The sequence below is a fragment of the Shewanella sp. GD04112 genome (assembly GCF_029835735.1).
Taxonomy (GTDB): domain Bacteria; phylum Pseudomonadota; class Gammaproteobacteria; order Enterobacterales; family Shewanellaceae; genus Shewanella.
Genome location: NZ_JAOEAL010000001.1, coordinates 4732734 through 4745192, shown reverse-complemented (window position 1 = coordinate 4745192; position 12459 = coordinate 4732734). Strand labels below are relative to the sequence as shown.

Sequence of the window (12459 nt, the reverse complement as noted above, 5' to 3'; positions counted from 1 at the left end):
GTTTACTCCGCCTCCACTTGGTGAGTGGATGAGTGTTCTGTTGATGAAGTGTCAGAATGGGTTGAGCCTTCCATGTCGGCCATCTTCTGGTCGCTCGCCATATGCGCCATATCGTGGTGCATGCCAGCCATATTGTGGTCGGCACTCATGTGTTCCATACTTTCATGGCCTGCCATGTGCTCGTTTGAGTCCATGTGCATGTATTGCATAACGATTTGATCGAACATGCCGTGACTAACTGAGCCAAAGTATTCAACAGGATTGTTTTCACTCTTCTGTGCTAAGGCTTGGTAAGTCGCAGAGTCTAAGGTCTTAGTCGCCTGTTGTTTTGCCTTGGCTACCCAAGCATCGAAGTCGGCCGCCGTTGGCGTGGCAATGGCTTTAAACTTCATGCCCGCAAAACCTGCGCCGCTATAGTTAGCGGAAATACCGTCATAGGTACCGGGTTCGTTGGCAATCAGGTGCAACTTAGTCGTCATCCCTGCCATTGAGTAGATTTGGCTACCTAATTGCGGGATAAAGAAAGAGTTCATGGCGGTATCAGAGGTGATCTTAAAGTTCACTGGTACATTCGCTGGGAACGCCAATTCGTTTACCGATGCAACACCTTGTTCTGGATAGATAAACAACCATTTCCAGTCCATAGAAACCACTTCAACCGTAATCGGCTTGGCGTCGTGTTCGAGTGGTTTGTAAGGGTCGAGATCATGGGTTGACCCCCAAGTGATCACGCCTAAAATCACGACGATCACAATCGGCACAATCCAAACCACGGTTTCAATCGCACTTGAGTGGGACCATTTAGGGGCAAAAACCTCATGATCTCGGCCATCGCGGTATTTCCATGCGAAGAACAAGGTCATGAAGATCACGGGGATAACCACAATCAGCATGAGTAGGGTAGCGATGATGATCAGGTGTTTTTCATCGACACCGATCTGGCCCTTGGGATCCAATACGCCGCCATCACAGCCTGCGAGCATCAGGGCAAGCGCCGCGAATGCTACTTTACTTAAATTTCGAATTAACAAAGGAAGATTCCTCTAACCCTAAGGTTTACAACTCTGCCCAGAGAGATAGGCAGTAGCATTGAGCGGCGTTATCCGAAGGCAAATCCGAAAGTGGCTCGAGCGCGGCACAAAAAATGCCTGCCACCCCAATACGAGATTGAGGATCGACTTTCAGCGCTTAATGCTAAATTTGAATTTTAAAACAGAGAGTTACAATGGTGGGGCGCGACAACCGTGCGCAAGGTGCTCGAGGGATTTTAGCCTTGGGGGTGCTAAAAACTGGCCAGCATTAGTGAGGTCTAAGCTGTTGAAAAACTTAAAGCCATTGTCGAACAGATTCCACAATTGCTTAATTATCTGGGGGTTGAGCAGCAATACGCTCAGTAGCGTGGCGCCGAAGAACTCAATTAAAAAGCCATCGCTCAGGGTGATTAACTCGCCAATATCGATACAGCCACCAACCATCACCGACACTAGGTCAGCAGCGGGCAGCACAAACAGTAACCCAAAGAGTAGGGTTAGGTTTGTCATACTGAAGTGGGAGAACCTCGCAACGAGATTCAATCCTTCAGCGATAAATTGGCTGAGTGCGAATTTCAATTAACAGGTCCGGCTGAACGGGAGGAAATCGTTGGCTGAATAAAAATTCAAGCTGCAACTTTTTTGTGCGGGCGGGAGGATAACAAGAAGCGGGGATTGATTGAAAGTGGATCACTGGCTCAAAACGGCTTTTGCATTAAAAAAACCTTAATTAAAACTAAATTTAAACATCTTATTAACCAATTTAACTGAATTTATATCGATTACACTCGCAAAAAATAGGGTTAATGTGAGCTGAATCAGAAAATGCCTTGAGTTAAATGTGAACAGTTTTAGGCAAGTTTTGATGGCTTATCCAGCGGATTTTGTCGTCTGCTTTGGCTAAAATTAGCGACACTTATTTAGATTGGCTGTGAGATGTTGAGTCGTCATCAAGGCTGTAGAAGGTCGATGGCTTTTGTGCCTAGTCGGCGAAATTGGCGCGAGTTTACCAGATAGATGCCTGCAAAAAGAACCTCCATCAGCCGATTTTTAGGGGACTTTTCAATACTGAGTCTGTTATCAGCTTGAGATTGATTTGCAGATTAAGGCATTATGGTGCCTGTCTGAGTTCCGGCTTAGTAATAAAAAGGGATTGTATATCAAAGCATTTGCTCATTATCTTAAGGTCAATATTCTCGTTGCCTTGGCTTATTTTGTCGTTGGCAAAATAGGCTTGTTGATTGCCCTACCGCCAGGTTACTCGGCCGCCATCTGGCCCGCGGCGGGGATTGCCATCGCCTCCTGCATTATGTGGCGCCAATATGCTCCTTGGTTTGGGGTGCTGCTTGGATCTTGGCTGATTAATATCAATATCGGCGGAGCCCTTCACTTAGGTTGGCTGCCCTTAGCCATTGCCTCTGCTTCGAGCTTACAAGCCTATGTTTCCGCCAAAGTGATCCGTCGTATCGACCCCGTTTTTACCTTAGATAAACCCAACACTGTGATTAAATCCTGTCTCAGCCTCGCGCTGACCTGCATGATTGCCACGCTGTTTGCAAATGCCGCCTTAGTGGTCCACGGCACCATTCCGCTCAAGGATGCCTTGGGAAGTACGGTTAATTGGTGGATTGGTGACTTACTCGGGGCGGTGATCTTTATTCCGCTCACTATGTTGATCTTCGATCAGCGCTCCATTTGGCGCTCGAGGCGTGTCCAGACAGGGCTGCCGCTGTTGGTTGGTTTTTTATTCTGTGTCGGGATTTATTACTACTCGGATATGAACCAGCGGCAACAACTGCAAGATAAGTTTCAAATCCAATCCAATGCCATTATCAGCAGCGTGGAGAGTTTCCAAGAGTCTAACTTACAGCAAGTGATTGCCTTGGCCAGCCTGTTCGACAATAGCGAACAAGTGTCCGAGGACGAGTTTATTCAGTTTGGGAAGCGTAACCAACTGCAACTCGATGGTTTTCGGGCCTGGGCTTGGTCGCCACTGATTGCCGCGAGCGATAAAGACAGTTTCGAGACCGAGACCAGTGCCGAGCTCGGTGAGCCCTATAAGATCAGATACTTAGAAGGCGGTGCACCGAATGCCGATGGTTGGCTGGTACCCGTTAAGTTTGTGCAACCTATGAATACTAGCCGCGCCGCACTCGGGTTAGACATCAATGGCGAGCCCTCAAGGGCGGCGGCGATAGCGAAAGTACGCGCGACCCTATCACCTGTGATGACGGGGAAAATCCAGCTGGCGGAAGATCCTAATGGCCCTGGTGGTACTCTGTTCCTCGCGCCCGTATTCGACCGCATAGGCAATATCGTCGGCTTTTGTTCGGCGGTGATCGATCTGCAGTCGATTATCAATGAAGTAGAGCAGGTCAAAGGCTTGCATTGGCGCCTGACGGACATGAGCGCCAAGGGCGCCTTGCTTTACGTCAACAGCCAGAAGACGTTTCCTGATTTTGAAGGCAATATCCATAGCGACAAGATGGGCCAGTACTTTCAGGCGAATCTTATGCTGGCCGACAGGCACTGGCATATAGTGATCTATGAATCCTATTCCTCCTTGATGGGGGATACTTTTAGCCTGTCGCTGCTGATGTTACTGCTCGCCTTTATTACCTGCGCCGTAGTTGGCGGTATGACCTTAGTTTCATCGGGAGAGCGCCACCGTATCGCCGAAAAGGTCGCGGAAAAAACCATGGCCCTCTCGAAGGAAATTGCCCGCAGCCAGACCTTCCAAGCCACCTTGATGGAGAGTGAGCAAAGGTATCGCACCTTATTCGATAAAGCCCCCGTTGGGCATGCCTTAAAACGGTTAGAAGACGGGCAGTTTGTCGCCATCAACCAAGCCTTTATGGAGATAACCGGTTACACCCTAGAAGAGTTGCAAGCCATAGACCCATGGGAACTCACCCCCATTCGCTATCAATCGAGTGAAACCGAGCAGCTCGAACGCCTCAAGCAAACCCGTCGTTATGGCCCCTATCAGAAGCACTACCGCCATAAGGATGGTCAGCTAGTGGCCGTGAGGTTGAATGGCTCCCTCGTCACCGCTGCCAATGGTGAGCAGCTGATCCTGTTTATTGTGGAAGACATTACCGAGCAGGAACGCACAGTTGCTCGGGTTAACCTGCTGGCTCAGGTGTTCCAGCAAAGTGGTGAAGGCATCACCATCATGGACGCCAATGACATCATAGTGGATGTGAACAGCGCCTTTACTCAGATCACCGGCTACTCAAGGGACGAGATTATCGGTAAAAATTGCCGTTTCCTCGAGGCCGAGCGCACCGACCGTAGTATCGATGCACAGGTGCGCGCCGCCCTCGAACAGACCGGATTCTGGCAGGGGGAAGTGTGGGACAGACATAAAGAGGGTTTTGATTTCCCGAAATGGTTAATGATGTCGATAGTGCGGGATGAGACGGGCGCGATCAGCCATTACATCGGCAGTTTTACCGATATCAGCGAGCGTAAGGTGAATGAGGAGCGGATCCACTTTTTAGCTCACCACGATTCGCTAACCTTGCTGCCGAATCGTTTGAGCCTGCAATCGCGTCTGGAGAAAGTCTTTCAAGAGGCATTTATCTCCAAAACTCAGATCGCCGTGATGTTTATCGATATGGATCATTTCAAAAATATCAACGACACCTTGGGTCACCATGTCGGTGATATGTTGTTGCTCGAAGTGGCGCGGCGCTTAAAAAACATCATGGGCAATGACGATATCGTCGCGCGTCTCGGCGGCGATGAGTTTGTGGTGGTGTTGTCCGATACGGATCACGATAGGGTCGCTAAGGTGGCAGAAGCGTTACGTAGCGGTTTGAATCAAACCTATCTTATTGATAATAAGCCGTTATACTCATCGCCGAGTATTGGTATTAGCCTGTTCCCAACCGATGGTGACAGTGTTGAAGCACTCATGAAAAATGCCGATATGGCCATGTATCGTGCTAAGGCGGCGGGGCGTAACAACTACCAGTTTTTCACCGCTGCGATGAACACCTTAGTGACTGAGCGTCAGCAAATCGAAACTGGGTTAAGGCAGGCGATAGCCTGTAATGAACTGCTCCTACATTACCAACCGCAGGTGGATATCAGTTCCGGGCAAGTGGTTGGGGTCGAGGCGTTGATCCGCTGGCAACATCCGGAATTAGGGTTAGTCGCACCCGATCGTTTTATCCCGATCGCCGAAGAAATTGACATGATCATCCCCATCGGCCAATGGGTGTTAGAAAACGCGTTAGCACAGCTGGCCGAATGGCGTGACAAGGGCGCTAAAGGATTGCGGATGGCGGTTAATCTCTCGGCGCATCAACTACGTAAAGACACTATAGTCGCGGACATTATCAACGTGCTGACCAAGCATAAGTTGGGCAAGGGGGCGCTCGAGCTTGAAATTACCGAGAGTGTCGCCATGCAGTATCCCGAGCAAAATGCCAAGTTACTGGCCGAGTTGCGCCAGCATGGCATCGAATTGGCCATCGATGACTTTGGGACGGGTTATTCGTCACTCTCTTACTTGAAGTTATTGCCCTTAGACAGGCTCAAGTTAGACCGATCCTTTGTGAAGGATATTGAGAGCGATCCGAACGATGCCGCCATCAGCGCGGCGACGATTTCAATGGCACATGAGTTGGGGCTGACAGTGGTGGCCGAAGGGGTCGAGAATGAGGCGCAACTGGTGCTGCTCTCGAGCATGGGCTGCGATTTAGTGCAGGGATATTATTTTAGTAAACCACTGGCTGCCGATGACTGTTTCCGCTTTATCGAGCGCAATTTTTAGGCCGTTTTTTTATCCATTTAGAACTATACTTGGCTAAATCCGGCGATGGAAAGATGGATAAACTAAGGACGGCGTCATGCAAGTTATCTTCACCAAAGGTTCGAAGCGTTACGGGCAATTGCGTTGTGTGCGCATGGATGGCAGCGCGACCCAGACTCAAATGCCCGAGCAGGGGATAGCACCCCACGATATGATCCACTATGTTGTTGAAAAACGTCTGCATATTCAGGGGGCATTTTTTGCCCAAGTGCGAGCGGGGGCCGATATTAGCTTCTCCCTCGAACATAACGAAGCTTCCTTAGCCGTCGCAGATAAGACCTTAATTTGGCAAACCGAGTCGATTGTCGAATCCCTGCAATCCCTGCTGTGGTCCGCCGATGCACCGACCTATGCTGGGTTTTTATACCTGTTAGAGCAGAGTTGCAGTAACCGTAAACTCGCGTTGCCCGAGGTCTCTGAAACGGACTTTGAACATATTATCAATGAGATAATGGATCTAACTCTCGAATGGCAGGGCATGGGAGAAGGCCAGTCCTTGACCTTAAAGTTTTAAGCTATTGAATATAAAAAGAGCGCGAATATTCGCGCTCTTTTTATTGGTAAAGATTATTCCCGGTGGCGGCGCTCTTGGCTCTGCGCCGATCTGCCTTGGTTATGCTCAGGGCTGCGGGCCATTTGCATATTTTGGCGTGGCTCGCTCTGCCTAACTCTCGTTTCTTCCCGCTGTCTTGGTTGCACTTGGCGGGGTTGTTCAATACGCTGCGGTTCGGCGCGTCTCACCTCGGGGCGAGCTTCCTGTCTCTGTGGCTGAGTACGGGTCTCAACGCTGCGCGGTTGCTGCTCTCGAGTCTGATACTGGCGTTGTGGACTCTCCTTAGCGTGCTCCCTCGTCGCTTTTGCCTGCATTTGCCTTACCTGATTATCATTGCGGGCATTGTCGTTACGCTCTCTTTTGTAACCTTCCTTGTTCGCTTGCGTCGAGTTTGTCGGTGCCATGCGGCGCTCTTTTAACTCGGCCTGAGTATTTTGGTAACTGGGCGTACGCTCGCGGCTGTAGTGATTATCGCGGCTTACGTTGTTGCCTCTGTCCTTATCTTGGCGCTTGTCATAGTTCTTGTTGTCGCGGTTATAACGTGCGTCTTGGTGTTCCCGCGATTTCGAGTATTGGCTGGTAAAGTGCTGACCACTGCCAGTGGAGTGAGAATCGCGGCCACGGAACTTACTGTCACCGTAGTAGCGCTCTTTCACCACGGGATTATGGTATACCACGCCGCGTCTATGCTCGGGCTTATGCTTCCAAGGTTGAGCGCCGTAGCTGACTGAGTATCGCTCCCTTGGGCGATAATGGTGGGAGTGGCGGTGATCGACAACGACGACTCTGTGGCTGTGCCAATGGAACGAGCTAAAGAAGTAGTTGAAGGAAATATGGATCCCGGGTGACCAGTAAAAGTAACTATGACTTGGGCGGTAAGGGTAGCCCACATAGCCACCGAATTCCCAATACACGGGGGGATAGGCCACGCCCCAGCGCCAAGTGCCGTAAACCACGCGGGGATCATAGTAGGGCACATACACTACTTCGCGGCGCGCGGGCTCTATGATGATTTGGTTGTTGGCACGGGTCACCGCCATATTGTCCATATTGGCTAAGCTGTTGGCTTTATCCGCTTGTTGTCTTAGCGATTGAATGCCGTCCATTACTTGGCCTTCATCGGCCAAGAAGGCTTCGCCGAGCTTCTGGGTCCAATCTAAGTCTTCGCTCATTTTTTCTAAGACGTTAGGGAAAGCCATCAGGGCTTTAACACTCGGATCCCAGTCTTTATCTTCGGTGCGAGACATTACCTCGTCGGTCGATAGCTTAGGATTATCCTCTAACCAACGCTGCGCTTGTACCACTTCGAGTGGATAGGTTGAGGCGATCAAAATATGGCTCAATAAACTATCGGGATAGAGTGCAATGGGCGCAAGCATCTGTTCGAGTTCGGCTTGGCTCAATGAAGCACTTGAACCTTGGCTGACTGATACGCCTTCGGCTTGAGTTGGCGCGGTGAAAGGCAAGGTCATTAATGCCGCCGATAACACCAGCCATTTCCATCGATGTAATCTGTTCATGGTTCGCTCCAATAATCCTATTTGAGGATGTTATTGGCATCATAGGCGCGTGAATATGAACATAAGCTGAAAGTATTTTGTAGGGTAAAAAGAGTATTGCAGCGCCATTCTCAGCTTAAAAATTAACTATCTTTATGAAAAATTAAAGATTAAGCCGAGTGAGTGAAGTTAACGGTAAACTTGGCGCCGCCTAAGTTTTCTGAACGGGATACAGAAATGCGGCCGTTATAGCTATCCACTAAATCGCGGACAATCGCTAGACCAATGCCGTTGCCTTGGCGGTAGGAATCGGCGCGGATCCCACGCTCAAATATTTGAGTTTGCAGGGCTTCGCTGATCCCTGGACCATCGTCTTCAATACAGAGCTGTAACTGATAGGCATTGCCTGTGACGGTTAATTTTACCTGTGACTTGGCGGCCTTACAGGCATTATCGAGCAAGTTGCCTAAAATTTCGGTGAGATCGGCTTCATCGCCCTTAAATACCGCCTGTGGGGCCATTTCACCACTGAGATCTATCTGTGGTTCTCGATAAATCTTGGCTAAGGTGCGCAGCAATTTGGCACCAACCTCATCCACCTTAATCCCTAAGTGCCATGATGCCGATGCTGCCGTTTGGGCGCGTTTAAGCTGATGGCTGATGATGCGACTGATATTCGACACTTGCTCGCTCGACGCCTCGCTTAAATCCGCTTGGCTCTTAATCACAGCGAGTGGTGTTTTGAGGCTATGGGCCAAATCGGCTAGGGCATTACGATAGCGTTTACGCTGGGTTTGCTCGGTATTGAGCAGGATATTCAGTTGCCGCGCGACTTCCTGCAACTCGCTGGGATACTGGCTACTGAGCTGGGTCGATTTACCCTGTTCGACATCGTGAAGTTCTTGGGTAAAGCGCGCTAGCGGCCTAATGGTCCAAATCAACCAACTCAACTGAAACACCAGCATGACTAAGATTAAGATCAACAACCAAGTCCAAAGCTGTTGATTAAACTGGGCAATTTGCTGTTGAAATTCCAACTCATCCTTAATGATATGGATAGTCACAGGCACGTTTTCGTTCAGGCTGGCAAAGCTGACGCTAAAGCTGTAGATAAGATGCGGCGCACCATCGAGGTCGATTTGCTCAAATGCACTCTTGCCCGTGGGAGGAATCGTAAAATGCTCGGGCGGCGTGATGCCCATAAAAGACTGCGAATGCCAGACTATGCTCTGCTGATGCTCGGCATTCTCTGTGGTGGCAATGGCATAGAGGCCTGATTGAATGAGGTTAAAGCGGTTTTCGAGCACTAATTCGGGGATAAAAATCCGTTTGTTTTCAACCTCAGTCACCGCTAACACCGAATACACATAGGCACTTAGCTCGTTTTTAGCGGCGCTTTTTACTTGCTCGGCAAAGGCGTCATTGAGGGCGACCCCAATCAGCGGCAGCAGCACCAAAATAAACAGCAGCGCACTGAGGACGAGCCGAGTTTTGAGGGAGTTTAATAACTGCCAGGCAAGCGCACGCTTACTCATCTGGGGAGATGACTCTTAAACGATAGCCTTGGCCGCGCAGGGTTTCGATCAGATTGTATTGGTTATCTGGGTCGAGTTTTTTGTGTAAACGGCGGATAAAGACTTCGATAACGTTAGAGTCGAGGTCAAAATCCTGATCGTAGATATGTTCGGTGAGCGCAGTTTTCGATTTCACTTCGCCCTGATGCAGCATAAAAATCTCAAATAGCTTGTATTCAGAGCCGCTTAGAGTGACGAGTTCATCCCCTTTGCGCACTTCTAAGCTACTGGTATTTAAGCTAAAGGGGCCGTTAGTAATCACTGGGCTGGCTTTACCGGCCGAGCGGCGTATCAAGGCTTTGAGCCGAGCCACTAATTCCTCGGGATGAAAGGGCTTAGTGAGATAGTCGTCGGCACCCGCATCGAGGCCCTCGACTTTATCCTGCCAGCTATCGCGCGCGGTTAAAATCAGGATAGGGAACGCGCGCTCTTTTTGGCGCACGCGGCGAATAAGGCTTATGCCGTCGAGTTTAGGCAAACCGACATCGATAATCGCGGCATCATAATTATATTCAATGGCTTGATACAGGCCTTCTTCACCGTCGCTGGCGACATCTATGCTGTAGTGAGCATCGAGCAAGTGCTGTTTTAAGTTGGCTTGAAGCGCTAAATCGTCTTCAACGAGTAAGAGTCGCATATTAATTCCTCGAAACACGCCCAGTGGCGGCATCCACCGAAACAGAAAAAACTTGGCCATCGTTATTGAGGATTTTGACTCTATAGCCTGAGCCACTCGACTGCACGCTGAGCACTTTTCCTCGATATTGACGTTGCGCCATCGCCACGGCTTGATCTGGACTGTTGACCACAAGGCGGCGCTGTTCATTCTTCACACCTTGGCCGCGCGATTGATTACGATCATCGTGTTTATCATTGCCCGCCATGCTGCCAAAGGAGGTGCATAAGCAAGCGACTAGGGTCAGTGTCAAACCAAGTTTCATATCTGTTACCCGCGCATGTTCGGCGATCTTAAGTGAGTAGCTAGGTGGATAGCTTATCGAGTCGACTAAGAATACCTTATCACCATAACAAACACATAGAGATCAGCCAATTGGTAAACACAATTCCTTTAAAATTCACTGCGATTCGTGGGATTTTATCGAGTTAATCCCCATCGAACCTCTTTACAGAACAGGAGTCATATCCTGTGACATATTAGCAGTGTTAACCAAAACAGATGAATTGAGGCTGAACGGCTTTTTATCCCCAAAATCACGGTTTTTAATGTTCAGCTTATGTTCACCTTGAGTGCCCTCTAATGTCACCAATTTGAACGGATTATCCAATGGGGTATTCAAGATGAGCACACTCAATCAATCAGGTATCGTAGGCACAACTCACTCTACCTTTATCAAGGCAATCGCATTGGCAGGTGCATTACTGGCGCCAGCCATGGTGAGCGCAGAGTCCTTCGACGAGTCAAACTTGGCCCCCTTTAGCGCGGCCAGTATTGGGATGGCGAGAAAAGCCGATGCCGAGCAGGCCACAGAGCAAGAAAAACAAGCCCTAAGCCTATTGCAGCAGTCGGCGCCCGCTCAAAGTGTGGGTGAAGCCGCTGCGGCCGCAGTTAAATCTTTAGCGCCGTCGTTGTCGCCAAAGAGTCCGAGTGCTCATCGCGTGCAATTGATGGGCGCGACCCCCATGACCCGCGAACAAGTGATTGCTAAGCACACGAGCCAGCCTATCCCAAGTTCGAGTGCGGCCAGTGAAGACCCCTACCGTGCGCCCGTGTATCACAGCTTTGCGATTTTTGATGCCAGCAGCCGTTTGTTTGAAGACTTTGATTACGATGGTTTTTATCAAACCTTCAGCGTGACCTTCGATGTGGATGTGTTTGGCTCATATCTTAATGAACGCGCCGACCTGTTTGCCGAATTGTACCTAAGCCGTAACGGTGGCCCTTGGGTGCATTACTACACCACGGACGTGTTTACCATTTACGGTGACTCGACGCAGGACGATTACGAAGTGCTGACGACTCTCTACACTGGCTATCCAACGGATCACTACGATGTATTAATCGATGTTTATGAAGTGGGTTATAGCGATATTGTCGCCACCATTAGCGCCGATGACACCGATGGCTTATATGCCTTGCCACTGGAAAGTAGCGACCGTGACCGTGTTGACGAAGTGATTGTGGTGGAAGAAAGCGGCGGCGCATTGTCAATCTTTGCCTTGCTTGGTCTGGGATTGCTGGTGGCAGCCCGTAAGCGTGCAAAATGGATTAATACTCTGAAATAAACTCTTACGTAAGCCCAACAGGGTTATACAGAGTCATCACGCCTACCTAGAGTAAACAGCATGTCTCACACTAAAAAGCAGCGTATATCGATACGCTGCTTTTTATTTCGCAATGCGGGTAACAAAAGCAACCATGCGATTTATCAGCACTTTGCTCCCTCTGCTACAAATCCCCTTTTTCTCTCTGTGTTTATCATTTCCGATTCGGGCTAGTATGAGCAAGTTACGTTAACTAAAGGAAGAGAGACATGATTGCTCAAGGTCAAACATTACCAGCGGCGACGCTAAGCCAACTGACTAAAGATGGCATGGTAAATCATCAAGTTACCGAGCTGTTCGCGGGTAAAAAAGTAGTGTTATTTGCAGTGCCTGGTGCTTTCACACCAACCTGTTCTGAAGCGCATTTGCCAGGTTATGTCGTACTGGCCGATCAGTTTAAAGCTAAAGGCGTTGATTTAATTGCCTGTGTATCGGTAAACGATGCCTTTGTAATGAAAGCCTGGGGCGAAGCGCAAAATGCGTCTGAGCTACTGATGCTTGCCGATGGTGACGCCAGCTTTACTAAGGCGCTGGGACTCGAGATGGATACCGCTGGCTTTGGCGGTGTGCGCTCACAACGTTATGCGATGATCATCGATAACGGCGTGGTGACTTTACTGAATGTCGAAGCACCTAAGTCATTTGAGGTGAGTAAAGCCGAAGTGGTATTAGCGGCACTTTAATGCCTGATTAAAAA

10 protein-coding genes are annotated in these 12459 nt (G+C 49.4%); 4 read left to right on the top strand and 6 right to left on the bottom strand.

Going from position 1 to position 12459, the window contains the following annotated elements; all coding sequences use genetic code 11:
- Nucleotides 1-2: 2 nt before the first annotated feature.
- Both cyoA and N7386_RS20795 read right to left on the bottom strand, forming a co-directional pair.
- The gene (gene cyoA / locus N7386_RS20800) at nt 3-1031 is read right to left on the bottom strand and encodes a ubiquinol oxidase subunit II (RefSeq protein WP_279770797.1); all 1029 of its coding nucleotides are present in this window, start codon (nt 1029-1031) and stop codon (nt 3-5) included.
- A gap of 189 nt (nt 1032-1220) precedes the next feature.
- Nucleotides 1221-1541, bottom strand: a complete 321-nt coding sequence (locus tag N7386_RS20795; RefSeq protein WP_011718744.1) for a hypothetical protein — start codon at nt 1539-1541, stop codon at nt 1221-1223.
- 643 nt (nt 1542-2184) lie between these two features.
- Here N7386_RS20795 and N7386_RS20790 point away from each other — a divergent pair.
- On the top strand, nt 2185-5814 hold the full coding sequence (locus tag N7386_RS20790) for an EAL domain-containing protein (protein WP_279770795.1): 3630 nt from the start codon (nt 2185-2187) through the stop codon (nt 5812-5814).
- A 76-nt stretch (nt 5815-5890) separates the two neighbouring features.
- Nucleotides 5891-6367 (top strand): cytoplasmic protein, encoded by a 477-nt coding sequence (locus N7386_RS20785; protein WP_220054232.1) that lies wholly within the window; start codon nt 5891-5893, stop codon nt 6365-6367.
- A gap of 53 nt (nt 6368-6420) precedes the next feature.
- Here N7386_RS20785 and N7386_RS20780 read toward each other — a convergent pair whose 3' ends face one another.
- The 4 genes from N7386_RS20780 to N7386_RS20765 all read right to left on the bottom strand — a co-directional run bounded on the left by N7386_RS20780 (nt 6421) and on the right by N7386_RS20765 (nt 10420).
- Nucleotides 6421-7926 (bottom strand): DUF3300 domain-containing protein, encoded by a 1506-nt coding sequence (locus tag N7386_RS20780; protein ID WP_279770793.1) that lies wholly within the window; start codon nt 7924-7926, stop codon nt 6421-6423.
- A 149-nt stretch (nt 7927-8075) separates the two neighbouring features.
- Nucleotides 8076-9440: an ATP-binding protein gene (locus N7386_RS20775; protein WP_279770791.1), complete on the bottom strand. Its 1365-nt coding sequence runs from the start codon at nt 9438-9440 to the stop codon at nt 8076-8078.
- Nucleotides 9433-10116 (bottom strand): response regulator transcription factor, encoded by a 684-nt coding sequence (locus tag N7386_RS20770; RefSeq protein ID WP_126512159.1) that lies wholly within the window; start codon nt 10114-10116, stop codon nt 9433-9435. The genes N7386_RS20775 and N7386_RS20770 overlap by 8 nt, the downstream gene beginning before the upstream one ends.
- Nucleotide 10117: 1 nt before the next feature.
- The gene (locus N7386_RS20765; RefSeq protein ID WP_011624537.1) at nt 10118-10420 is read right to left on the bottom strand and encodes a PepSY domain-containing protein; all 303 of its coding nucleotides are present in this window, start codon (nt 10418-10420) and stop codon (nt 10118-10120) included.
- Nucleotides 10421-10778: 358 nt separating this feature from the next.
- Between N7386_RS20765 and N7386_RS20760 the strand changes: the two genes are divergently transcribed.
- Both N7386_RS20760 and N7386_RS20755 read left to right on the top strand, forming a co-directional pair.
- Nucleotides 10779-11723: a choice-of-anchor H family protein gene (locus N7386_RS20760; protein ID WP_279770788.1), complete on the top strand. Its 945-nt coding sequence runs from the start codon at nt 10779-10781 to the stop codon at nt 11721-11723.
- A gap of 248 nt (nt 11724-11971) precedes the next feature.
- On the top strand, nt 11972-12445 hold the full coding sequence (locus N7386_RS20755; protein ID WP_011624535.1) for a peroxiredoxin: 474 nt from the start codon (nt 11972-11974) through the stop codon (nt 12443-12445).
- Nucleotides 12446-12459: the final 14 nt, after the last annotated feature.